Source organism: Streptomyces sp. NPDC042364 (genome assembly GCF_056437585.1).
Genome location: NZ_JBWKAJ010000015.1, coordinates 78731 through 102147, shown reverse-complemented (window position 1 = coordinate 102147; position 23417 = coordinate 78731). Strand labels below are relative to the sequence as shown.

20 protein-coding genes are annotated in these 23417 nt (G+C 71.7%); 18 read left to right on the top strand and 2 right to left on the bottom strand.

Features of this window, described 5'->3' with window-relative positions:
* Nucleotides 1–74: 74 nt before the first annotated feature.
* From AC067N_RS26960 to AC067N_RS26935, 6 genes are all read left to right on the top strand, one after another.
* The gene (locus AC067N_RS26960; RefSeq protein WP_003977346.1) at nucleotides 75–398 is read left to right on the top strand and encodes an integration host factor; all 324 of its coding nucleotides are present in this window, start codon (nucleotides 75–77) and stop codon (nucleotides 396–398) included.
* A 58-nt stretch (nucleotides 399–456) separates the two neighbouring features.
* On the top strand, nucleotides 457–1050 hold the full coding sequence (gene gmk / locus AC067N_RS26955; RefSeq protein WP_478681467.1) for a guanylate kinase: 594 nt from the start codon (nucleotides 457–459) through the stop codon (nucleotides 1048–1050).
* 51 nt (nucleotides 1051–1101) lie between these two features.
* Nucleotides 1102–1371, top strand: a complete 270-nt coding sequence (rpoZ, locus tag AC067N_RS26950; protein ID WP_055541593.1) for a DNA-directed RNA polymerase subunit omega — start codon at nucleotides 1102–1104, stop codon at nucleotides 1369–1371.
* A 168-nt stretch (nucleotides 1372–1539) separates the two neighbouring features.
* The gene (gene coaBC, locus AC067N_RS26945) at nucleotides 1540–2742 is read left to right on the top strand and encodes a bifunctional phosphopantothenoylcysteine decarboxylase/phosphopantothenate--cysteine ligase CoaBC (protein ID WP_478681466.1); all 1203 of its coding nucleotides are present in this window, start codon (nucleotides 1540–1542) and stop codon (nucleotides 2740–2742) included.
* A 240-nt stretch (nucleotides 2743–2982) separates the two neighbouring features.
* Nucleotides 2983–4191, top strand: a complete 1209-nt coding sequence (metK, locus tag AC067N_RS26940; RefSeq protein WP_478681465.1) for a methionine adenosyltransferase — start codon at nucleotides 2983–2985, stop codon at nucleotides 4189–4191.
* Between the two features lie 150 nt (nucleotides 4192–4341).
* Nucleotides 4342–6492, top strand: a complete 2151-nt coding sequence (locus AC067N_RS26935) for a primosomal protein N' (protein ID WP_478681464.1) — start codon at nucleotides 4342–4344, stop codon at nucleotides 6490–6492.
* A 143-nt stretch (nucleotides 6493–6635) separates the two neighbouring features.
* Here AC067N_RS26935 and AC067N_RS26930 read toward each other — a convergent pair whose 3' ends face one another.
* The gene (locus AC067N_RS26930) at nucleotides 6636–7217 is read right to left on the bottom strand and encodes a hypothetical protein (RefSeq protein WP_478681463.1); all 582 of its coding nucleotides are present in this window, start codon (nucleotides 7215–7217) and stop codon (nucleotides 6636–6638) included.
* Nucleotides 7218–7476: 259 nt separating this feature from the next.
* Here AC067N_RS26930 and fmt point away from each other — a divergent pair, with 259 nt between their 5' ends.
* The gene (fmt, locus tag AC067N_RS26925; RefSeq protein WP_478681462.1) at nucleotides 7477–8427 is read left to right on the top strand and encodes a methionyl-tRNA formyltransferase; all 951 of its coding nucleotides are present in this window, start codon (nucleotides 7477–7479) and stop codon (nucleotides 8425–8427) included.
* Nucleotides 8428–8490: 63 nt separating this feature from the next.
* Nucleotides 8491–9921, top strand: coding sequence for an RsmB/NOP family class I SAM-dependent RNA methyltransferase (locus AC067N_RS26920; protein WP_478681461.1), 1431 nt, complete (start codon nucleotides 8491–8493; stop codon nucleotides 9919–9921).
* A gap of 243 nt (nucleotides 9922–10164) precedes the next feature.
* On the opposite strand, the gene AC067N_RS26915 is transcribed toward AC067N_RS26920, so the two are convergent.
* Nucleotides 10165–12282 (bottom strand): MMPL family transporter, encoded by a 2118-nt coding sequence (locus AC067N_RS26915; protein WP_478681460.1) that lies wholly within the window; start codon nucleotides 12280–12282, stop codon nucleotides 10165–10167.
* A gap of 131 nt (nucleotides 12283–12413) precedes the next feature.
* Here AC067N_RS26915 and rpe point away from each other — a divergent pair, with 131 nt between their 5' ends.
* The 10 genes from rpe to AC067N_RS26865 all read left to right on the top strand — a co-directional run bounded on the left by rpe (nucleotide 12414) and on the right by AC067N_RS26865 (nucleotide 23409).
* Nucleotides 12414–13100, top strand: coding sequence for a ribulose-phosphate 3-epimerase (gene rpe, locus AC067N_RS26910; RefSeq protein WP_478681459.1), 687 nt, complete (start codon nucleotides 12414–12416; stop codon nucleotides 13098–13100).
* Nucleotides 13101–13238: 138 nt separating this feature from the next.
* The gene (locus AC067N_RS26905) at nucleotides 13239–14282 is read left to right on the top strand and encodes a sugar-binding transcriptional regulator (protein ID WP_478681458.1); all 1044 of its coding nucleotides are present in this window, start codon (nucleotides 13239–13241) and stop codon (nucleotides 14280–14282) included.
* Between the two features lie 195 nt (nucleotides 14283–14477).
* Nucleotides 14478–14831, top strand: a complete 354-nt coding sequence (locus tag AC067N_RS26900) for a barstar family protein (RefSeq protein WP_478681457.1) — start codon at nucleotides 14478–14480, stop codon at nucleotides 14829–14831.
* Between the two features lie 130 nt (nucleotides 14832–14961).
* The gene (locus tag AC067N_RS26895; RefSeq protein ID WP_478681456.1) at nucleotides 14962–16404 is read left to right on the top strand and encodes a GuaB1 family IMP dehydrogenase-related protein; all 1443 of its coding nucleotides are present in this window, start codon (nucleotides 14962–14964) and stop codon (nucleotides 16402–16404) included.
* A 372-nt stretch (nucleotides 16405–16776) separates the two neighbouring features.
* Nucleotides 16777–18243, top strand: a complete 1467-nt coding sequence (locus tag AC067N_RS26890; RefSeq protein ID WP_478681455.1) for an amino acid permease — start codon at nucleotides 16777–16779, stop codon at nucleotides 18241–18243.
* A gap of 10 nt (nucleotides 18244–18253) precedes the next feature.
* Nucleotides 18254–18706, top strand: a complete 453-nt coding sequence (locus AC067N_RS26885; protein ID WP_478681454.1) for an Lrp/AsnC family transcriptional regulator — start codon at nucleotides 18254–18256, stop codon at nucleotides 18704–18706.
* A 166-nt stretch (nucleotides 18707–18872) separates the two neighbouring features.
* Entirely contained in the window at nucleotides 18873–19259 is a 387-nt protein-coding gene (locus AC067N_RS26880) for a hypothetical protein (RefSeq protein ID WP_478681453.1), read from the top strand.
* A 145-nt stretch (nucleotides 19260–19404) separates the two neighbouring features.
* The gene (locus AC067N_RS26875; protein ID WP_478681452.1) at nucleotides 19405–20637 is read left to right on the top strand and encodes an MFS transporter; all 1233 of its coding nucleotides are present in this window, start codon (nucleotides 19405–19407) and stop codon (nucleotides 20635–20637) included.
* 235 nt (nucleotides 20638–20872) lie between these two features.
* Nucleotides 20873–21661: a carbon-nitrogen hydrolase family protein gene (locus AC067N_RS26870; RefSeq protein WP_478681451.1), complete on the top strand. Its 789-nt coding sequence runs from the start codon at nucleotides 20873–20875 to the stop codon at nucleotides 21659–21661.
* 50 nt (nucleotides 21662–21711) lie between these two features.
* A complete protein-coding gene (locus AC067N_RS26865) occupies nucleotides 21712–23409 on the top strand; it encodes a flavin monoamine oxidase family protein (protein WP_478681450.1) in 1698 nt (565 codons plus the stop codon).
* Nucleotides 23410–23417: the final 8 nt, after the last annotated feature.

Here is a 23417-nt window from a genome sequence, read left to right as displayed (position 1 = left end):
CCTCCCCAGGTGTGGGGCGACTAGGTTCCTCACCGGTCCGTATCCGACAGTTCGACATCCGAGGTGACGTAGGCGTGGCTCTTCCGCCCCTTACCCCTGAACAGCGCGCAGCCGCGCTCGAAAAGGCCGCCGCGGCTCGCCGGGAGCGGGCCGAGGTCAAGAATCGACTCAAGCACTCCGGCGCCTCCCTGCACGAGGTCATCAAGCAGGGCCAGGAGAACGACGTCATCGGCAAGATGAAGGTCTCCGCCCTCCTTGAGTCGCTGCCCGGCGTGGGCAAGGTCCGCGCCAAGCAGATCATGGAGCGACTCGGCATCTCCGAGAGCCGTCGAGTGCGCGGCCTCGGCTCCAACCAGATCGCATCCCTGGAGCGTGAGTTCGGCAGCACCGGTTCCTGACCCGGCTGCTGCGGGCAGGGAGTCCCGGGCACTCCGGGATTGCTGGAATAATCGCTGCATGGCTGCAACATTCCGGGGGACGACCCCCGAGCCCCCGGACGTACGTCCGCGGCTGACCGTGCTCTCCGGCCCCTCAGGGGTCGGCAAGAGCACGGTCGTCGCCCATATGCGCAAGGCGCACCCCGACGTCTGGCTCTCGGTGTCGGCGACGACCCGCAAGCCCCGCCCGGGCGAGAGGGACGGCGTCCACTATTTCTTCGTCACCGACGACGAGATGGACAAGCTGATCGCCAACGGAGAGCTGCTGGAGTGGGCCGAGTTCGCCGGCAACCGCTACGGCACTCCGCGGGGCGCCGTGGTCGAACGCCTGGAGCGGGGCGAGCCGGTCCTGCTGGAGATCGACCTCCAGGGCGCCCGGCAGGTCCGCGAGACCATGTCGGACGCCCAGCTGGTGTTCCTGGCTCCGCCCTCCTGGGACGAGCTGGTGCGCCGGCTCACCGGTCGGGGCACCGAACCGCCCGAGGTGATCGAACGCCGCCTCGACGCGGCGAAGGTCGAACTCGCGGCCGAGCCGGAGTTCGACGTCACCCTGGTCAACACCTCCGTCGAGGACGTGGCGCGCGAGCTGCTAGCCTTGATGGACGTTGTGTGATCGTCACTGACCATGCACACTGAATCTTTCCCATCCATCGGAAGGTAGAGCGTGTCCTCTTCCATCTCCGCGCCCGAGGGCATCATCAACCCGCCGATCGACGAGCTCCTCGAGGCCACCGACTCGAAGTACAGCCTCGTGATCTACGCGGCCAAGCGTGCCCGCCAGATCAACGCGTACTACTCGCAGCTCGGCGAGGGCCTCCTCGAGTACGTCGGTCCCCTCGTCGACACCCACGTCCACGAGAAGCCGCTCTCGATCGCCCTGCGCGAGATCAACGCGGGTCTGCTGACGTCCGAGGCCGTCGACGGCCCCGCGTAAGCAGCGCACGACGGTTTCTACAGCCGATCAGTCATATCTGTAGACCGCAGTAGGTTTTTCCACAGGCCCGGCAGCGCGACTGTCGGGCCTGTGGTGTGTGATGGATGCGTACGCCGACGAGCCGCGGTGTGCGTCTGTCAGGTTCGGGTTCGAGTGCGGGGAGGCCCGGTGGGCAAGCCGAAGGTCGTTCTGGGGGTCAGCGGTGGCATCGCCGCCTACAAGGCGTGCGAGCTGCTGCGCCGGCTGACCGAGTCCGGGCATGACGTGCGGGTCGTGCCGACCGACTCCGCGCTGCACTTCGTCGGCGCCGCCACCTGGTCCGCGCTCTCCGGGAACCCGGTCTCCACCGAGGTCTGGGACGGTGTCCACGAGGTGCCGCACGTCCGTATCGGCCAGGAGGCCGACCTGGTGGTCGTGGCCCCGGCGACGGCCGACATGCTCGCCAGGGCCGCCCACGGCCTGGCCGGCGACCTGCTGACGAACACCCTGCTCACCGCCCGCTGTCCCGTGGTCTTCGCCCCGGCGATGCACACCGAGATGTGGGAACACCCCGCCACCCAGGAGAACGTGGCGACGCTGCGCCGCCGCGGCGCCCTCGTCATCGACCCGGCGGTGGGCCGGCTGACCGGCGTCGACACCGGCAAGGGCCGGCTGCCGGACCCCGCCGAGATCTTCGAGGTCTGCCGACGGGTACTCGCCCGCGGGGTCACCGGACCCGACCTCGCCGGACGGCATGTCGTGGTGAGCGCCGGGGGCACTCGGGAACCCCTCGACCCGGTCCGCTTCCTCGGCAACCGCTCCTCGGGCAAGCAGGGGTACGCCCTCGCCCGTACCGCCGCCGCCCGGGGCGCCCGGGTCACGCTCATCGAGGCGAACACGGGGCTGCCGGACCCGGCGGGCGTGGACATCGTCCGCGTCGGCACCGCGGTCCAGCTGCGCGAGGCGGTGCTCAAGGCCGCGTCAGACGCGGACGTGGTGGTGATGGCGGCCGCCGTGGCGGACTTCCGCCCGGAGACCTACGTCACCGGCAAGATCAAGAAGAAGGACGGCCAGGACCCGGAACCGATCGTCCTGGTCCGTAATCCGGACATCCTCGCGGAGATATCGGCCGAGCGCCCCCGTCCGGACCAACTGGTCGTCGGCTTCGCCGCCGAGACCGACGACGTCCTCGCCAACGGCCGCGCCAAGCTGGCGCGCAAGGGATGTGACCTGCTCGTGGTGAACGAGGTCGGGGAACGCAAGACCTTCGGCTCCGAAGAGAACGAGGCCGTCGTGCTGGGAGCCGACGGAAGTGAGACCGCGGTGCCGTACGGTCCGAAAGAAGCCCTGGCCGACACGGTCTGGGATCTGGTCGTGACGCGCCTGGGCTGACTGCTCCATTCGAGTCACGGGTCGTCCGGTGTAAGCAACTTGGGGGTGTGGCGACCCTGGCGGACACCGATGGCCATTGGGCAGAATGCACGTGCCGCAGGTCACAGAGCTCCCGAGAGGCGAGACAGGTGGGCCGGTGGTCGAGACCGACCGATAAACTGTTCTTGGACGACGCCGGGCGCAGCCCCCGTCCCGTCCGCCAATGATCAGACAGCAGCCGCTGCAACCACAGGGAGCGTTGTGTCCCGTCGCCTGTTCACCTCGGAGTCCGTGACCGAGGGTCACCCCGACAAGATCGCTGACCAGATCAGCGATGCCATTCTCGATGCATTGCTGCGCGAGGACCCCAAGTCCCGTGTCGCGGTGGAGACGCTCATCACGACCGGTCTGGTGCACGTGGCCGGCGAGGTCACGACCAAGGCCTACGCGCCGATCGCCCAGCTGGTGCGCGACACGATCCTGGCCATCGGCTACGACTCGTCGAAGAAGGGCTTCGACGGCGCGTCCTGTGGTGTGTCGGTGTCGATCGGTTCGCAGTCCCCGGACATCGCGCAGGGTGTCGACACGGCGTACGAGAACCGGGTCGAGGGTGACGAGGACGAGCTGGACCGCCAGGGCGCCGGTGACCAGGGCCTGATGTTCGGCTACGCGACGGACGAGACGCCGACGCTGATGCCGCTGCCGATCTTCCTGGCGCACCGCCTGTCCAAGCGCCTCTCCGAGGTCCGCAAGAACGGCACCATCCCCTACCTGCGTCCCGACGGCAAGACCCAGGTCACCATCGAGTACGACGGCGACAAGGCGGTCCGCCTCGACACTGTCGTCGTCTCCTCCCAGCACGCCAGCGACATCGACCTGGAGTCCCTGCTCGCTCCGGACATCCGTGAGTTCGTGGTCGAGCCGGAGTTGAAGGCGCTCCTGGACGACGGCATCAAGCTGGACACCGAGGGCTACCGCCTCCTGGTCAACCCGACCGGCCGCTTCGAGATCGGCGGCCCGATGGGCGACGCGGGCCTGACCGGCCGCAAGATCATCATCGACACCTACGGCGGCATGGCCCGCCACGGCGGCGGCGCCTTCTCCGGCAAGGACCCGTCCAAGGTCGACCGCTCCGCCGCGTACGCGATGCGCTGGGTCGCCAAGAACGTGGTCGCGGCGGGCCTGGCCTCCCGCTGCGAGGTCCAGGTCGCCTACGCCATCGGCAAGGCCGAGCCCGTCGGCCTCTTCGTCGAGACCTTCGGCACCGCCAAGATCGACACGGACAGGATCGAGAAGGCGATCGACGAGGTCTTCGACCTCCGCCCGGCCGCGATCATCCGCGACCTCGACCTGCTCCGCCCGATCTACGGCCAGACCGCCGCGTACGGCCACTTCGGCCGTGAGCTCCCCGACTTCACCTGGGAGCGCACGGACCGCGTGGAAGCCCTCCGCGAGGCGGCGGGTCTGTAACGCCCGGAACCCTCCGGTTCTTCACGAGGCCCGGTGTCCCTGAGGGGGCGCCGGGCCTCGGCGTTGTCGCCGTGCTCCACGGCGCGCCGGGCGCCGGTCCCGGACGAGCGGGCGCCGCCGGTTGTCAGTGGGGTTTGGAAGAATGCACGCGTGAGCAGCGAGGACGGGACGAGCGGTGCCGGCGCGGGGGGTGCGGTGCCGGAGCAGCTCGCGCTCATTCGGGACGCCGTGAAGAAGGCCAGGGCGCCGCGGGCCAAGCCGCGGACGTGGCGGGGGGCCGCCCTGGCGAAGGAGTTGCCGGTCGCCCGGGTGCTCGTCGACAAAGGGGTGCTGCATCTCGACCGGTACTTCGACTACGCGGTGCCCGAGGAACTGGACGCCGTGGCGCAGCCCGGGGTCCGGGTGCGGGTGCGGTTCGGCGCCGGAGGGCGGAATGTCAGGGAGGGGCGGCGGGAGGGCGGCTCGCTGATCGACGGCTTCCTCGTCGAGAGGGTCGCAGAATCGGACTACGCCGGGCCGTTGGCCGCGCTCGCGCAGGTCGTGTCTCCGGAGCCGGTGCTGAGCCCGGACCTGCTGGGGCTCGCCCGGGCGGTCGCGGACCGGTATGCGGGGAGCCTCGCGGACGTACTGCAGCTGGCCGTGCCGCCGCGCCACGGTCGGGCCGAGGCGGCCCGGACGGCCGGGCCGCCGCCCCCTCCGGCCGCGCCGGAGCCGGGGTCCTGGGGAAGGTACCCGCGAGGCCCGGAATTCCTGCGGGCACTGGCCGCCGGACGTTCGCCGCGAGCCGTGTGGACCGCTCTGCCGGGGCCCGAGTGGGCGGAGGAGATCGGGCGGGCCGTTCAGGCGACCTTGGCCTCCGGGCGGGGCGCGCTCGTCGTCGTACCGGCGGGGCGGCCTGCCGCGCGGGTCGACGACGCCCTCCGGGACCTCCTGGGGGAGGGGCAGCACGCGCTGCTGACCGCCGACGCGGGGCAGGAGCGGCGGTACCGGGAGTGGCTGGCCGTGCGGCGGGGGTCCGTACGGGCCGTCGTCGGGACGCGGGCCGCCATGTTCGCCCCCGTGCGGAATCTCGGGCTGGTCGTCGTCTGGGACGACGGCGACGCCGGTCACAGCGATGACAACGCTCCCTTCCCGCATGTGCGGGAGGTGCTGGAGCTCCGGGCGACTCGCGACAGGAGCGCATTTCTCCTGGGGAGTTGGAGTTGCACCGTCGAGGCGGCCCAGCTCGTCGAGAGCGGCTGGGCGGCGCCGATCGTCGCCACGAGAGAGCGGGTACGGGCCGTCGCGCCACTGGTGCGGACCGTCGGGGACGGGGAGTTGGCGCGTGACGAGGCGGCGCGGGCCGCGCGTCTGCCCAGTCTGGCCTGGCAGGTCGCCAGGGACGGGCTGCGGGACGGTCCCGTCCTCGTTCAGGTGCCCCGGCGGGGGTACGTGCCGAGGATGGCCTGTGCGCGGTGCCGGGAGCCCGCGCGCTGCCGGCACTGCGCGGGGCCCCTGGAGGCGCGGGAAGGCGCCGGCGCGCTGGTGTGCGGATGGTGCGGGCGTGCGGAGGCCGGCTGGCACTGCCCGGAGTGCGGGAGCCGGCGGCTCAGGGCCCAGGTCGTGGGCGCACGGCGGACCGCCGAGGAACTGGGGCGGGCCTTTCCCGCCGTGCCGGTCCGGACCTCCGGGCGAGAACATGTGCTCGATACGGTGCCGGGGGCTCCGGCGCTCGTCGTGAGCACACCGGGCGCCGAGCCGGTCGCCGAGGGAGGGTACGCGGCCGCTCTGCTGCTCGACGGCTGGGCCATGCTCGGGCGCCCCGATCTGCGGGCGGGGGAAGAGGCGCTGCGCCGGTGGATCGGTGCTGCCGCGCTCGTGCGGGACCAAGGGGCGGGCGGCACGGTCGTCGTGGTCGCCGAGCCGACGCTGCGGCCCGTGCAGGCGCTCGTGCGGTGGGATCCGGTGGGGCACGCGGTGCGGGAGCTCGCGGACCGTGCCGAACTCGGGTTTCCGCCGGTGTCGCGAATGGCGTCCGTGTCCGGTGCGGCCCAGGCCGTCGCCGACTTCCTTGGCGGGGTCGAACTGCCTCCGGACGCGGAGGTTCTGGGGCCCGTGCCGCTGCCCGTCGTGGAGGCGGGGCGGGCACGGCGGACGGGGGCGCCGCCGCAGGGAGAGGCGTGGGAGCGTGTGTTGATCCGGGTGCCGCCGGGGAGCGGGGCGGCGCTGGCCGCGGCGTTGAAGAGCGCGCAGGCCGCGCGGATGGCGCGTGGGGGGATCGAGGGGGTGCGGATTCGGGTGGATCCGCTGGACATCGGGTGAGGTGAGCGGTTGAGCCGGGCCGGCGCTGAAACAGGTGCCCCCATAAGGAGATATCACCGGGCGGGTGAGCGGCGCGGCAGGAGTGTGCTCGGTCCGGGTACGCGGCTGCCTCCCGGTGGACGCCGGGAGGCAGCCGGGGTGCGTCAGCCGTTGCGCGGGCCGGGGAAGGCGGTGGGCCGTACCTCGTCGCGGAGGGTCGGGCTGCCGGCTGTCGGCTGGGTGGGCATCTGGCCCGGCATCTGTCCGGGCATCTGTCCGGGCATCTGTCCGGGCATGGAGCGGGCCGCGGGGACCGTCGGCAGGCCGGAACCCACGTTGACGGCGCGGGTGCCCTGGGTCTCTCCCGTGCGCTCCGCCTCGGCGGCGGCCTGGGCGGCGGCGCGGCGGGCGCCGTAACGGCGGTGCACCGCTTGTTTGGTCACCCCGAGGGCCGAGCCGACCGCGTCCCACGAGAATCCGAGTGAGCGGTCGAAGTCCACGGCGGCCGTGACCAGGGTCTCGACGCTGTCCCGCAGTTCCTGTGCGAGGCGGACGGTCGGGGCGGGGGCGCGTCCGTAGACGACGAAGCCCGTGGAGGGACCGGAGCGGCGCGGGCGGTAGACGTTGCCCAGTTGGGCGGTGAGGGTGCGAAGTGCGTCCACCTGCCGGCGGACCCGCTCGATGTCCCGCACCAGCAAGTGCAGGCTGGCCCGAGCCTGGGCGTCGTGGGTTGCGTGGTCGGCCATGAACAAGCCTCTCGAACCGGCGTTGAAAAGGAAGTGCCGCGATGTGCGGCCGGTAGTGGTCAACTCTTTCTTGACCAACGCGGATCAGCTCCGCTGGTAACGGGGTGGGGGCGTGGGGCATTTCCGCGGGGCGCGTGGGGGCGGGTGCGCGACGCGGTTTCCGACCCGCGCACCGTGCCGGGGACATAGACTGGTGCGTTGTCCTGTGTCCTGTGTGCAGGGCTTGTTGAAGTTCCGTCCGAGAGGCCGACAGTCACCCATGAGGCTTGTCTTCGCTGGTACCCCCGAGGTCGCGGTTCCCGCCCTCGACGCGCTGATCGCGTCGGGGCGGCATGAGGTGGCCGCGGTGGTGACGCGGCCAGACGCGCCGGCGGGTCGGGGACGGCGGCTGGTCGCCAGCCCGGTGGCACAGCGGGCGGAGGAGGCCGGCATCGAGGTGCTGAAGCCCCACCGGCCGCGGGACGAGGACTTCCTCGCCCGGCTGCGGGAGATCGGGCCGGACTGCTGCCCGGTGGTGGCCTACGGGGCTCTGCTGCCGCGCGTCGCCCTCGACGTCCCCGCTCACGGCTGGGTCAACCTGCACTTCTCGTTGCTGCCCGCCTGGCGCGGCGCGGCACCGGTGCAGCACTCGATCATGGCGGGGGACGAGATCACCGGAGCGTCCACCTTCCTCATCGAGGAGGGCCTCGACTCCGGGCCGGTGTACGGCACGGTCACCGAGGAGGTCCGGCCCACCGACACCAGCGGCGATCTGCTGACCCGCCTCGCCTTCGCGGGGGCCGGGCTGCTCGCCGCCACGATGGACGGGATCGAGGACGGCACGCTGAAGGCGGTGCCGCAGCCCGCCGAGGGGATCACCCTCGCACCGAAGATCACCGTCGAGGACGCGCGGATCGACTGGGCCGCGCCCGCGCTTCGGGTGGACCGGGTGGTGCGCGGGTGCACCCCGGCGCCCGGCGCGTGGACGACGTTCCGGGGCGAGCGGCTGAAGCTCATCCAGGTCGCGCCGGTGCCCGAGCGGACCGAGCTGGTGCCGGGCGCGCTGGAGGTCGGCAAGAACAACGTGTACGCCGGGACCGGCTCGTACGCCGTGGAGCTGCTCTGGGTGCAGGCGCAGGGCAAGAAGCCGATGCGGGCCGCCGACTGGGCCCGCGGGGTGCGGATCTCCTCCGGTGAGTCCCTCGGCACCGAGACCCGGTCACCGCACTAGCGGCTCGATCCCGCGTCGTACGCTGGTCCTGGCATCTCTTCCTTTTTCCGGAGCACCTTTTTCGTGAGTGAGCAGTCCCGCCGTCCCCGTAAGCCGGGCAAGCCGTACCGACGGCCCCAGAAGGACCCCGTTCGTCTCCTCGCCTTCGAGGCGCTGCGGGCCGTGGACGAGAGGGACGCGTACGCGAACCTCGTCCTGCCGCCGCTGTTGCGGAAGGCACGGGAGAGGGAGGGGCCCGACGCGTTCGACGCGCGGGACGCGGCGCTGGCGACCGAGCTGGTGTACGGGACGCTGCGCCGGCAGGGGACCTACGACGCGGTGATCGCCGAGTGCGTGGACCGGCCGCTGCGCGAGGTCGACCCGCCCGTGCTCGACGTGCTGAGCCTGGGCGCGCACCAACTGCTCGGGACGCGCATCCCGACGCACGCGGCCGTCTCCGCCTCCGTGGACCTCGCGCGGGTCGTGCTCGGCGACGGGCGCGCCAAGTTCGTGAACGCCGTGCTGCGCAAGATCGCGCAGCATGACCTGGACGGCTGGCTGGAGCGGATCGCGCCGCCGTACGACGAGGACCCCGAGGACCATCTCGCCGTCGTCCACTCGCACCCCCGATGGGTCGTCTCCGCGCTCTGGGACTCACTCGGCGGCGGGCGGGCCGGGATCGAGGAACTGCTCGAAGCGGACAACGAGCGGCCCGAGGTCACGCTGGTCGCCCGCCCGGGGCGGGCCACCACCGACGAACTGCTCCGGGAGGAGTCCGCCATGCCGGGGCGCTGGTCGCCCTACGCCGTGCGGCTCACCGAGGGCGGGGAACCGGGTGCCGTCGACGCGGTGCGGGAGGGCCGTGCGGGTGTGCAGGACGAGGGCAGCCAGCTCGTGGCGCTGGCCCTCGCGAACGCGCCGCTCGACGGGCCCGACAAGGCCTGGCTGGACGGGTGTGCCGGGCCCGGCGGCAAGGCCGCGCTGCTGGCCGCGCTCGCCGCCGGGCGCGGTGCCGTTCTGCTCGCCTCCGAGAAGCAGCCGCATCGCGCGGGCCTGGTCGCCAGGGCGCTCGACGGCAACCCCGGCCCGTACCAGGTGATCGCGGCCGACGGTACGCGTCCGCCGTGGCGACCCGGTTCGTTCGACCGGGTACTGATGGACGTGCCCTGTACGGGGCTGGGCGCGTTGCGGCGCCGCCCCGAGGCTCGCTGGCGGCGGCGCCCCGAGGACCTCGAGAACTTCGCCCCGCTGCAACGGGCGCTGTTGCGTACCGCGCTGGACTCCGTGCGGGTCGGGGGTGTCGTCGGGTACGCCACCTGTTCGCCGCACCTCGCCGAGACCCGCGCGGTCGTCGCGGACGTCCTCAAGCAGTACGGCGACGGCGCCGATCTCATCGACGCCCGGCCGCTGCTGGACGGCGTACCGGCGCTCGGCGAAGGACCCGATGTGCAGCTGTGGCCGCATCTGCACGGCACGGACGCGATGTACCTGGCGCTGATCCGCCGCACCGCCTGAGAGCTCCGAACAAAAGTGGAGTCCGATCGGCTCGCGGCGTCTGGTGCGTGCGATCGCAAGGCGCCGGAAGGTCCTTGTAGCGGGGCTACCAGGGGCTTTCGGCAACGCGGCGAGCGTGCGTGCCAGACGCCGCGAGCCGGGCTCCACTCTTGTTCGGAGCTCTGAGCGCCTTCGCGGCCCGGGTTCCTCCTCGGCGGAGGGCTCACCGGCCCCGAACCGCCGTACGCAGCCCCGGGCCGCGGTTCAGACCGGTGCGCCGCTGCGGGGCTTGTCCTCGCGGGCCAGCCGGTGCGGCCACCACACCTTCCGGCCGATGTCCAGGAAGAGGGCCGTGACCAGGACGGACCGGACGATGAAGGTGTCCAGGAGGACACCGAGGGCGACCGCGAAGCCGATCTCGGCGAAGGCGACCATGGGCAGGGTGGCGAGCGCGGCGAAGGTGCCGGCCAGGACCAGGCCCGCCGAGGTGATCACCGCGCCCGTGGCCGCGAGGCCCGTCACGACGCCCTTGCGGGTGCCCTGGTGGGTGGCCTCCTCGCGGATGCGGGTGGTGAGGAAGATGTTGTAGTCGATGCCCAGGGCGACCAGGAACACGAAGACGAAGAGCGGGAAGTCCGTCGTCTCTCCCGCGTAGTCGAAGAGATGGCGGAAGGCGAGCGCGCTGATGCCGAGGGCCGCGGCGAACGACAGGATCACCGTGCCGATCAGCAGCAACGGGGCGATCAGGGCGCGCAGCAGAGCGCAGAGGATCAGCAGGACCACGAGCAGCACCAGCGGGATGATCAGCAGGTTGTCGTGGGTGGTGGCCCTGTCCATGTCCAGCAGGGCAGCCGAGCCCCCGCCGACCTGCGCGTCGGCCTCAGGGACGGCGTGGACGGCGTCCCTGACCCGCTCGACCGTGTCCTTCGCGGCCTCGCTGTCGGCCGGGTCGGACATGGTCGCCTCGAAGAGGACCTTGCCGTCATGGAAGGGCTTCGTGCCCGGTGGCAGCCCGAGGGAGTCCGGGACGACCCCGCGGGTGTCGGCGACCACGCGGCCCACCTCACGGGCCTGCGCCTGGTTGCTGATGATCACCAGGGGGTCGCCGCTGCCCGCCGGGAAGTAACGTGCGGAGACCTCCTGACCGACGATGGAGTCCGGTTTCCCGGTGAAGGCGTCCGCGTTGCTGATGCCCTCCGCGCGCAGCTGGATCAGTCCCAGCGAGCACAGGGCCAGAGCCGCCGCCGTGGCGACCCAGGTCGTGCGCGGACGGCCGGAGATCCGCCGGCCCATCCGGGCCCACACCCCTCGCTCGGTGGGGTCGGGGGTGCCGAAGTGCGGGATGGCCGGCCAGAAGATCCAGCGGCCGACGATCACCAGCAGGGCGGGGAAGAGCGTCATCATGGCGAGCAGCGCGACCGTGACCCCGATGGCGGCGACCGGGCCCAGACCGCTCGTCGAGTTCATCTCGGCGGCCAGCAGCACCAGCATGCTGAGCACCACCGTCGCGCCCGAGGCGATCACTGCCGGACCCGCCCGGTGCAGGGCGAGCGCCATGGCCTCGTGGCGGTCCTCGTGGCGGCGCAGTTCCTCGCGGTAGCGGGCGACCAGGAGCAGGGCGTAGTCGGTGCCCGCGCCGAAGACGAGCACGGTGAGGATGCCGGCGCTCTGCCCGTTGACGGTCAGCCCCCCGTGCTCGGCCAGCAGGTAGATCAGGGCCTGGGCCGTGAAGAGGGCGGCGACCACCGCGAGCAGGGGGACCAGCAGCAGTGTCGGACTGCGGTAGGTGAACAGCAGCATCACGATGACGACGGCCATCGCCGAGAACAACAGCGTGGAGTCGATGCCCTCGAAGGCCTCGGAGAAGTCGGCGCTCGTACCGCCCGGACCCGTGATGTGCACGGCGAGCCCGTCGCCGCCCTCACCCACGTCGTCCCGGATCGAGTCGACCGCGGGCGCGATCCGCTCCCAGCCCTTCTCGTCCATCGTGATCGGCACAAAGACCTGGGCGGCTCTCGGGTCGGTCTCCCGGTCGTACACGGGCCCCCGGGTCTGGGCACCGATGATCCCGTGATCGGTCAGCTGTCTGAGCTCCCGCACGTCCTCCTCGATCGCCGCCCGGTCCTCGGCGGTGAGCCCGCTCTCCCGGGCGTAGACGACCACCGCGGGGATCTGCTCGGGCCGGAAGTCCTCGGACATCTCCAGGACCTGTGTGGACTCGGCGGACCCGGGCAGCCACGACGCGGCGTCGTTGTCCTGCGCGTCGGTCAGCCTGGAGGCGAGCGGCGCCACCAGGAAGAGAAGGATCAGCCACAGCACCAGCACGACCCACTTCGCGCGCCGCCCGCACACCAGGTGGCCGACACCCCGCCCCCCCGTCATGACAACCCTCGCAACCTCGCCGCCCCAGGGGCGCGGGGAACTGCGCGAGCGAGCACGGACAGCCCGCGGCCGACGTGCCACGGTGCCGACCCCGGCCCCGCTACCCCCGGAGGGCATGGCAGGCTTGGTCCATGGCCGCGCAGATCAACCCAAGCATCCTGTCCGCCGACTTCGCCCGTCTCGCCGACGAGGCGAAGGCGGTCGAAGGGGCCGACTGGCTCCATGTAGACGTGATGGACAACCATTTCGTCCCGAACCTCACGCTCGGTGTGCCGGTCGTAGAGTCCCTGGCCCGTGCGACGCAGACGCCGCTGGACTGTCATCTGATGATCGAGGCCCCCGATCGGTGGGCGCCCCAGTACGTGGAAGCGGGTGCCGGTTCCGTCACCTTCCATGCCGAGGCGGCCGCCGCACCGGTGCGGCTCGCCCGTGAGATCCGGGCCAAGGGTGCCCGGGCCTCCATGGCGCTCAAGCCCGCGACGCCGATCGAACCGTTCGAGGACCTGCTGCCCGAGCTCGACATGGTGCTGATCATGACGGTCGAACCGGGTTTCGGAGGCCAGGCCTTTCTCGACATCATGCTCCCCAAGATCCGCCGGACCCGCGAGTTGATCAGCAAGCACGGCCTCGACCTGTGGCTCCAGGTCGACGGCGGCGTCTCGGCGTCCACCATCGAGCGCTGCGCCGAGGCGGGCGCCGACGTCTTCGTCGCCGGTTCCGCGGTGTACGGGGCCGACGACCCGGCCGAGGCGGTCCGCGCGCTGCGCGCCCAGGCCGACACCACCACGGCCGGCGCGGCGTGGGCCTGCGGGCACTGAGACACCCTGTCGTACGACCGTGCGACCGCCGGACGAGCGGGGCAGGTCGGACGGCCACCGGGCCAAGGAAACGTGAACGACGTTCCTTCGGGCTGATCGAAAACGTCGGATCTGCAAGGATGAACGGCGTATCCATGTGTGAAGAGCAGTGAGGAGATGGCCGTGTCGGGTATGTCGGCGGGCCGGTCAGCCATGCGGATGGGACCCGCTGAGCTGGTTCAGGCGGCGGCGATGGCCCGCCGCTTCTACCTCGAGGGCAAGTCCAAGATCCAGATCGCCGAGGAGTTCGGCGTGAGCCGCTTCAAGGTGGCCCGTGTCCTGGAGACCGCCCTCGAGCGGGATCTCGTACGTATCGAGATCCGAGTCCCCGCCGAGCTGGACGCGGAGCGTTCCGACGCCCTGCGCGCCCGCTACGGCCTCCGGCACGCCGTGGTCGTCGAGTCCCCGGCCGATGCCGAGGAGTCGCCCGACCCCGAGAACCTCGGCGAGGTGGCCGCGGACCTGCTCGGCGAGCTGCTCAACGAGGGCGATGTCCTCGGGCTGGCGTGGGGGCGCTCGACCATTCACATGGCGGCCGCCCTCGACCGGCTGCCGCCGTGCACGGTGGTGCAGCTGACGGGTGTCTACGACGCGGGGACCGCCGAGCGCGGCTCGGTGGAGGCGGTACGGCGGGCCGCGCAGGTGTCGGGCGGCGACGCCCATCCCATCTACGCGCCGATGCTGCTGCCGGACGCGGCCACCGCGGCCGCGCTGCGCCACCAGACGGGGATCGCCCGGGCCTTCGAGTACTTCGACAAGGTCACGGTCGCCTGTGTCTCCATCGGCTCCTGGGAGGCGGGCATCTCCACGGTGCACGACATGCTCAGCGACGAGGAGCGGGCCCACTACGCCTCCCTCGGCGTCGCCGCCGAGATGTCCGCGCACCTCTTCGACGCCGAGGGCCGTCGCGTCGGGCGGGACCTCGGTGAGCGCTGCATCACGGTCAAGGCCGACCAGCTCCGCCGCATCCCGGAGGTCGTCGCGATCGCCGGCGGTCAGCGCAAGGCGGCGGCGATCGACGCGGTCCTGCGGTCGGGCCTGGTCACCAGCCTCGTCACCGACACCTCCGCGGCGGACTATCTGCTGACGGCCGGACAGACCCCCCGCCCCGCGCTCAACCGCGCGGACCCGGACGGGCCCTGAGCGGCCACCGGGGGAGACCGGACGGTCCCGGCGGCGGACCGGGCAGGGGCGGGCGCCGTGGCACCGGTATGGTGCCGCGGCGGTCCGCCCCTCGTGCTCCCGGACGGGTTCGCAGCCCGGGGGCGCGGGGGACGCGGGAACCCGATGACCACCGGTCGTCGGCCACGGTGGTTCCGAGACGAAGGCGGTACGGACATGAGCGGCAGCACACTCGCCGAGGTGCTGGGCGCCGGCGGCTGGCTCCATGTGGAGCTGGACCTCGCCGGGGCCACCGACAAACCCGCGTTCATGGACCGCTGCGCCCGCGCCCTGGACCTGCCCGACCACTTCGGCCGCAACTGGGACGCCCTCGCCGACTGCCTCACCGACCTGTCGTGGGCACCGCCCGTACGGGGCCGGCTGGTCGTGGTCACCGGCTGGCAGGAGTACGCGCTGGCCGAGCCGAACGACTGGAGCATCGCCCAGGAGGTGTTCGCCGAGGCCGCGGACCGCTGGACGGGCACCGGCACCGAGCTGCGCATCGTGCTCGCTCTCGGAGGATCCTCCTAGGCGGCGCCCGGTCCTTGGGACGATCCGTCGGGGCCGCCCCAGCCCTCCCACATGGGACAATGAAGTACGTGCTCTTCCCCCTGGCGGTCCTGTCAGGGGGTCACCTCTGAACGACTGGGATGTGCGGCACGTGCGTTTCCTCAATGACATCCAGCCCGCGTACGACCTGACCTACGACGACGTCTTCATGGTCCCGAGCCGTAGCGCCGTCGGATCGCGGCAGGGCGTCGACCTGGCCTCACCGGACGGCACGGGCACCACCATCCCGCTCGTCGTGGCCAACATGACCGCCATCGCCGGCCGGCGCATGGCCGAGACGGTCGCCCGTCGCGGCGGACTCGTGGTCATCCCGCAGGACATCCCGATCGAGGTCGTCACCGACGTCATCTCCTGGGTGAAGAGCCGCCACCTCGTCCTCGACACCCCGATCGTGCTCAACCCGCACCAGACCGTCGCCGACGCGCTCGCCCTGCTGCCCAAGCGCGCCCACAACGCGGGTGTGGTCGTCGACGAGCAGCTCCGTCCCGTCGGCGTCGTCACCGACCGGGACCTGACCGGGGTCGACCGCTTCACCCAGCTCGAAGTCGTCATGTCCAGGGACCTGTTGCTCCTCGACGCGGACATCGACCCCCGCGAGGCCTTCAACCGCCTCGACCACGCCAACCGCCGCTACGCGCCCGCCGTCGACAAGGACGGCCGGCTCGCCGGCATCCTGACCCGCAAGGGCGCCCTGCGCGCCACGCTCTACACCCCGGCCGTCGACGCCAACGGCAGGCTGCGCGTCGCCGCCGCCGTCGGGATCAACGGCGACTTCGCCGACAAGGCGAAGCAGCTGCTCGACGCCGGCGTCGACACGCTGGTCATCGACACCGCCCACGGGCACCAGGAGTCGATGATCAACGCGATCAAGCTGGTGCGGGGCCTCGACCCCAGGGTGCCGATCGCCGCGGGCAACATCGTCGCGGCGGAGGGTGTCCGCGATCTGATCGAGGCGGGCGCGGACATCGTCAAGGTCGGTGTCGGGCCGGGCGCCATGTGCACGACCCGGATGATGACCGGTGTGGGACGGCCCCAGTTCTCGGCGGTGCTGGAGTGCGCGGCCGAGGCCGGGAAGTACGGCAAGCACGTATGGGCCGACGGTGGCGTCCGGCACCCGCGTGACGTCGCCATGGCGCTGGCCGCGGGCGCGTCGAACGTGATGATCGGTTCGTGGTTCGCGGGGACGTACGAGTCGCCGGGCGACCTTCAGCAGGACGCCGACGGACGACTGTACAAGGAGTCGTTCGGCATGGCCTCGGCTCGGGCGGTGCGCAACCGCACGAGCGAGGAGTCGGCCTACGACCGGGCGCGGAAGGCGCTGTTCGAGGAAGGCATCTCCACCTCGCGGATGTTCCTCGACCCGGCGCGGCCGGGGGTCGAGGACCTGATCGACTCGATCATCGCGGGCCTGCGGTCGTCGTGCACGTACGCCGGGGCCGGGTCCCTGGCGGAGTTCGCGGAGCGGGCGGTCGTGGGGATCCAGAGCGCGGCGGGGTACGCGGAGGGCAAGCCCCTGCACGCCAGCTGGAGCTGACGGGGCGCCCGGTAGATCGGGGGAACTGGGGCTCGGCGGCTGCCGGTGCGTCGTGGCCCCTGTCGCGCCCACGCGCCGGAGCCGCACACCGGTACCGCCCCTCGTCCCCCGACCCCGCCGCGGGAATCCGTCCCGACAGGTGCCGTCCGCAACGGTCTGAAGCGGGCGTGCAACGAACGTACGTCCCGCTCGGAGGAACGCAACGATCTTGCGTGGCTGCGCAAGGTTGCCGCATTACGCTCGTAAAGCCCTGGCTCATAGGGTCGTGCGCTGTACGTGGCGTGGCGGGGACCTCCTGCTCGGTGGCCCTCGGTTCCCCGGTGCTGTCGGTTCCTCTCTCGCCCTGAGTTCATTCGACGAAGGAGCCGGCGCGTGCTCGACCAAGGCGCACCCCCGCAGCAGCAGAGCCACCCCGTCCCGCCACCCGGCGGTGTCGCCGGACGGCTGATGCGCCGTAAGCCCGTGGAACGCCTGGTCGCGGAGGGCGGGCAGGGCGAGGGAGGCTCGCTGCGACGTTCCCTCGGGATGTGGCAGCTGACGATGATCAGCATCGGTGCCACCCTCGGCACCGGCATCTTCGTCGTCCTCGGCGAAGCCGTCCCCAAGGCCGGTCCCGCCGTCACCCTCTCTTTCGTGATCGCGGGCCTCACCGCGCTGTTCTCGGCCCTCTCCTATGCGGAGCTGGCCGGCAGCATCCCCGTCTCCGGGTCCTCCTACTCGTACGCGTACGCAACCATGGGCGAGCTGGTCGCCTGGGTCTGCGGCTGGTGTCTGGTCCTGGAGTACGGGGTCTCGGTGTCGGCCGTCGCCGTCGGCTGGGGCGAGTACCTGAACGAGTTGCTCGACGGGACCATCGGCGTGACCATCCCGGCCGCGCTGTCGGCGCCGCCCGGTGACGGCGGGATCTTCAACCTGCCCGCGCTCATCGTGGTCCTGCTCGCCATGGCGTTCCTGCTCGGCGGCGCCCGGGAGTCCGCCCGGGCCAACACGATCATGGTGGTCGTGAAGATCGCCGCGCTGCTGCTGTTCTGCCTGATCGGCCTCCAGGGCTTCCGCTCCGGCAACTACGAGGACTTCATGCCGCTCGGCATGGCCGGCGTCAGCGCCGCCGGGGCCACCCTCTTCTTCTCGTACATCGGCTTCGACGCCGCCTCCACCGCCGGTGAGGAGGCGAAGAACGCGCAGCGGGACCTGCCGCGGGCCATCATGCTGTCGCTGATCATCGTCACCGCGCTGTATGTGCTGGTCGCCGCCGTCGCCATCGGGGCGCGGCCCTGGAAGGGCTTCGACGGTTCCGAGGCCGCGCTCGCCGGGATCATGAAGGACGTCACCGGGGACGCGTTCTGGGGGACGCTGCTGGCCGCCGGCGCCGTCATCGCCATCGCCAGCGTCGTCCTGACCGTGCTCTACGGGCAGACGCGCATCCTCTTCGCCATGTCGCGCGACGGGCTCGTGCCCAAGGCGTTCTCGCGGGTCCACCGGAAGACGGGGACGCCTCGTGTGAACACCGTCATCGTGTCGCTGTTCTGTGGCGTGCTCGCCGCCGCCATTCCGCTCGGGCAGCTCGCCGACGCCACCAGCATCGGCACGCTGTTCGCGTTCGCGCTGGTCAACGTGGCGGTCGTGGTGCTGCGGCGGACGCGGCCCGACATGCCGCGCACCTTCCGGGTGCCGCTGTCGCCGGTGCTGCCGGCCCTCGGGCTCGCGTTCTGCGTGTGGATGATGGGCAGCCTCGACACCATCACATGGGTCGTCTTCGGGGTCTGGATGGCCGTCGGGCTCGTGTTCTACTTCAGTTACGGCTATCGCCGTTCCCGTCTCGCGACTCCAGAGAAGTGATCCACCCGCAGTGCTGAACGATCTCGACGAACGCATCGTGCACGCCCTCGCCGAGGACGCCCGCCGCTCCTTTGCCGACATCGGCCAACTCGTCGGCCTCTCCGCGCCCGCGGTCAAGCGGCGTGTGGACAGGCTGCGGGCGACCGGGGCCATCACCGGGTTCACGGTCCGGGTGGACCCCGCCGCGCTCGGCTGGGAGACCGAGGGGTTCGTCGAGATCTACTGCCGGCGCAACACGTCGCCGGAGACCATCCAGAAGGGGCTGGAGCGGTACCAGGAGGTCGTCGCCGCGTCGACGGTCACCGGCGAGGCCGACGCCGTGGTGCAGGTCTTCGCCTCGGACATGCGGCACTTCGAGCGGGTCCTGGAACGGATCGCCGGGGAGCCGTTCGTCGAGCGGACGAAATCGGTGCTCGTGCTGTCGCCCCTGCTGCGGAGGTTCTCCTCCGGGTCGCCCACCTGAGAGGGGGCCGCCGCGCCAGCCTGATCAGGGGCACCGGGGGTGCCGGGGCGCCTGGGCGCCAAGAGACGACGCGGTGCCCCGTGCGCAGCATGCCTTGGCCTCGACGGCTAGACCCCTCCGAGGCCCGCGGGTGGTGACGTCCCGCCGCACGCGCAGGAACGGGCTGGTGCGGCGTACGGCGGAGGAGTCCGGCGTCCCGGGCGCCGACGGTCATGGCGTCGATGACGTGCTCGCCGTAGGCGAAGACCAGCGTGTGTCGTCGAGCAGCCGCTGGGTGACGGACGTGCGGTCCGCCTCGTGCCCGGTCGCCGAACCGCCATCGAGCACCAGGACCGCAAGCGGCCGGCCGGAGCCGCAGGACCGCATCGACTCCGTCCTGCACCGGGGCCCGGCGGTGCTCTACTCCCGCATGTACGTCAGCGGCACCCCGCGCCCCCGGCAGCCCGCGCCCCCGGCAGCCCGCGCCCCGGCCGCACGTCGAGGACGACGACTGGCCGTCGGACCACGCGGCGGTCTCCACCACGTTCCGCTGGGCGCGGCCGCCGCGCGGTGACCGCCGATATCCACTGGGCCGGGCGGGACGGCCCGGCTAGCATCGGTGCCATGACCTGGCGACATTGATCCACCAGTCGTGCCTCCCGAGGGCCGCCTCGGACGCCGTACCCACGACGTCCGAATCGCCCCTGCGGGAAGGCCTCATGACACTCTCACCTGCGCGTGCGCCCGGTACCGCGGACATCCGGAGCACCGGTGTCCGGCGGCTGACGGCCACGCTGTACGGCTACTCGTTCCTCGACGACTTCGTGCTGCTCTACCCGGTGTACGCGTTGCTGTTCAGCGACACCGGCCTGTCGATCTGGCAGATCTCCTCGCTCTTCGCCCTGTGGTCGATCACCGGGATCCTGCTGGAGGTCCCCTCCGGCGCCTGGGCCGACGCCGTGTCCCGGCGGATGCTGCTGTGGCTCGGCCCGCTGCTCACCGCCGTCGGCTTCGCCCTGTGGGTGATGGCGCCGTCCTACTGGGCCTTCGCCCTCGGCTTCGTGCTCTGGGGGGTGCGCGGAGCGCTCGGCTCCGGTGCGCTGGAGGCCCTGGTCTACGACGAACTGGACCGGCTCGGCGCCGCCGACCGCTACGCGCGGGTGATCGGCCGGGCCCAGGCGGCCGGAATGATCGCCGTGATGGCGGCGATGGGGCTCGCGGGGCCGGTGCTCGACCTCGGCGGCTACCCCGCCGTCGGCGCGGCGAGCGTGCTGGTCTGCGTGCTGACCTCGGCGCTGGCGACCCGGTTCCCGGAGCACCGGAAGCCGGTGGCCGACGGCGGTGACCGGACCTCCACCCTCGCCACTCTGCGGGCCGGGCTCACCGAGGCCCGCCGAAACCGCTCCGTCCGCGGCGCCCTGCTCCTCGTCCCGGCGGTCGGCGCGGTCTGGGGCGCCCTTGACGAGTACACGCCGCTGCTGGCCCGCGACACCGGCGTTGCCGAGCAGACGGTGCCGTACCTGCTGCTGCTGATCTGGGCCGGGCCCACGATCGGCAGCCTGCTGACCGGCACGGGGGAGCGACTGGGCACGACCGGGCTCGCCGTGGTCCTCGCGGGCTCCGCGCTCGCCCTGGCCGTCGGCGCGCTGACGGCGACCTGGGCCGGTGTCGCCCTCGTGGGTGTCGCCTTCGGCGGCTTCCAACTGGTCAACGTGCTCGTCGACGCCCGGCTCCAGGACCGTATCGAGGGGGAGCGCCGGGCCACCCTCACCTCGGTCGCGAGCATGGGCACGGAGGTCGCCACGGTGGCCGTCTTCGCCGCGTACGCCCTGATCGGCGCACACCACCCCCACAGCACCGTCTTCGCGGTGTTCGCGGTGCCCTACCTGGTGACGGCACTGGTGCTGGCCGCGAGGACGGGGACACGGCACGCGCCTGAACCTGCCCCTTGAGCCCCGCCCCCGGAGCCTCGCAGGGCTGCCCCCGTCCGTCCGTGACGGGGGCAGCCCGGTGAGGGCCCGGACGCCGGGAAAGCACCGTCCGGGGCGCGCAACGAATCGCCGCGGACCCCGCCCAGGACGCAACGAACCGCTCACCGGCGCGCAACGGCTCCTCCTTGTACCGCCTGGTCAGCCGCCCGTACCGTCTACGTGACCCCAGACCCCCTCCTTCCGGTGAGGAACGCCCATGCGCATCGCCCTGCTCCAGAGCTCCGGCCGCCCCGGCTCGGTCGTCGAGAACCTCAAGGTGCTCGACGAGGCCGCGGGCCGCGCCGCCGCTGCCGGGGCGGGGCTGCTGGTCGCCCCCGAGATGTTCCTGACGGGGTATGCGATCGGCGACGACATCGCCCGGCTCGCCGAGCCCGCCGACGGCGACTCGGCCGACGCGGTCGCGGAGATCGCGGGACGCCACGGGCTCGCCGTCGCGTACGGATACCCCGAGCGGTCCGGCGACGCCGTCCTCAACTCCGCGCAACTCGTCTCCGCCGACGGCACCCGGCTCGCCAACTACCGCAAGACGCATCTCTTCGGCTGCTTCGAGCGGGACCACTTCACCCCGGGCGACCAGCCCGTCGTCCAGGCCGAACTGGACGGCGTCCGCGTCGGGATCATGATCTGCTACGACGTGGAGTTCCCGGAGAACGTCCGCGCCCACGCACTCGCCGGCACCGATCTGCTCGTGGTGCCCACGGCCCAGATGCATCCGTTCCAGTTCGTCGCCGAGTCGATGATCCCGGTGCGGGCCTTCGAGAACCAGATGTACGTCGCGTACGTCAACCGGGTCGGCCGGGAAGGGGAGTTCGAGTTCGTCGGGCTCTCCACCCTGGCCGGGCCCGACGGGGTCGCGCGCACCCGCGCCGGACGGGGCGAGGACCTCGTCCTCGCCGACGTCGACCCCGCGTTCGTCGCGGCCTCCCGCGAGGCCAACCCGTATCTGCGGGACCGCCGCCCCGGTCTCTACGGGTCCCTCGTCTGACACTCCCCCCAGTCCCGCCCCGCCGCTTTCCCGCAAGGAGTCCGTACCCCATGACGTCCACCGTGCCCAACGCCATCGAGCACGCAGACGAGCAGCAGCCGCCGATCACCATGTTCGGCCCGGACTTCCCGTACGCGTACGACGACTTCCTGGCCCACCCGGCGGGCCTCGGCCAGATACCGGCGACCGAGCACGGCACCGAGGTCGCGGTCATCGGCGGCGGGCTGTCCGGCATCGTGGCGGCGTACGAACTGATGAAGATGGGCCTCAAGCCCGTCGTCTACGAGGCCGACCGGATCGGCGGACGGCTGCGGACCGTCGGCTTCGAGGGCTGCGACCCCTCGCTCACCGCCGAGATGGGCGCCATGCGCTTCCCGCCGTCCTCCACCGCCCTCCAGCACTACATCGACCTGGTCGGCCTGGAGACGCGGCCCTTCCCCAACCCCCTCGCGGAGACGACCCCGTCGACCGTCATCGACCTCAAGGGCGAGTCCCACTACGCCGAGACGATCGCGGACCTCCCGCAGGTCTACCGCGATGTCGCCGACGCCTGGAACAAGTGCCTCGACGAGGGCGCCGACTTCTCCGACATGAACCGGGCCATGCGCGAGCGGGACGTCCCGCGCATCCGTGAGATCTGGGCACGCCTCGTGGAGAAGCTCGACAACCAGACCTTCTACGGCTTCCTCTGCGACTCCGAGGCCTTCAAGTCCTTCCGGCACCGCGAGATCTTCGGCCAGGTCGGCTTCGGCACCGGCGGCTGGGACACCGACTTCCCGAACTCCATCCTGGAGATCCTGCGCGTCGTCTACACCGAGGCCGACGACCACCACCGCGGCATCGTCGGCGGCAGCCAGCAGCTCCCGCTCCGGCTCTGGGAGCGCGAGCCCGAGAAGATCGTGCACTGGGCGTACGGCACCTCCCTCGCCACGCTGCACGAGAACGGCGAGCCCCGCCCCGCCGTGACCCGGCTGCACCGCACCGCCGGCAACAGGATCACCGTGACCGACGCGAACGGCGAGATCCGCACCTACAAGGCGGCCGTCTTCACCGCCCAGTCCTGGATGCTGCTGTCGAAGATCGACTGCGATGACTCGCTCTTCCCGATCGACCACTGGACGGCGATCGAGCGGACCCACTACATGGAGTCGAGCAAGCTCTTCGTCCCGGTGGACCGGCCGTTCTGGCTGGACAAGGACGAGGAAACGGGCCGGGACGTCATGTCGATGACGCTCACCGACCGGATGACCCGCGGGACCTACCTCCTCGACGACGGCCCGGACAAGCCCGCCGTCATCTGCCTCTCCTACACCTGGTGCGACGACAGCCTGAAGTGGCTGCCGCTGTCCGCGAACGAGCGGATGGAGGTCATGCTGAAGTCGCTCGGCGAGATCTACCCGAAGGTCGACATCCGCAAGCACATCATCGGCAGCCCGGTCACCGTCTCCTGGGAGAACGAGCCCTACTTCATGGGCGCGTTCAAGGCCAACCTGCCCGGCCACTACCGCTACCAGCGGCGCCTGTTCACCCACTTCATGCAGGACCGGCTGCCCGAGGACAAGCGGGGCATCTTCCTCGCCGGCGACGACATCTCCTGGACGGCCGGCTGGGCCGAGGGCGCGATCCAGACCGCGCTCAACGCCGTCTGGGGCGTCATGCACCACCTCGGCGGCACGACCGACGCCACCAACCCCGGCCCGGGCGACGTGTACGACGAGATCGCGCCCGTGGAACTCCCGGAGGACTGACCCTCCGC

Excerpts from the sequence above, each read along its gene's own strand:
- AC067N_RS26915 (WP_478681460.1), bottom strand. The coding sequence starts at position 12,282 with ATGACGGGGGGGCGGGGTGTCGGCCACCTGGTGTGCGGGCGGCGCGCG.
- rpe (WP_478681459.1), top strand. The coding sequence starts at position 12,414 with ATGGCCGCGCAGATCAACCCAAGCATCCTGTCCGCCGACTTCGCCCGT.
- AC067N_RS26870 (WP_478681451.1), top strand. The coding sequence starts at position 20,873 with ATGCGCATCGCCCTGCTCCAGAGCTCCGGCCGCCCCGGCTCGGTCGTC.
- AC067N_RS26875 (WP_478681452.1), top strand. The coding sequence starts at position 19,405 with ATGACACTCTCACCTGCGCGTGCGCCCGGTACCGCGGACATCCGGAGC.
- gmk (WP_478681467.1), top strand. The coding sequence starts at position 457 with ATGGCTGCAACATTCCGGGGGACGACCCCCGAGCCCCCGGACGTACGT.
- AC067N_RS26865 (WP_478681450.1), top strand. The coding sequence starts at position 21,712 with ATGACGTCCACCGTGCCCAACGCCATCGAGCACGCAGACGAGCAGCAG.
- AC067N_RS26930 (WP_478681463.1), bottom strand. The coding sequence starts at position 7,217 with ATGGCCGACCACGCAACCCACGACGCCCAGGCTCGGGCCAGCCTGCAC.
- fmt (WP_478681462.1), top strand. The coding sequence starts at position 7,477 with ATGAGGCTTGTCTTCGCTGGTACCCCCGAGGTCGCGGTTCCCGCCCTC.
- AC067N_RS26900 (WP_478681457.1), top strand. The coding sequence starts at position 14,478 with ATGAGCGGCAGCACACTCGCCGAGGTGCTGGGCGCCGGCGGCTGGCTC.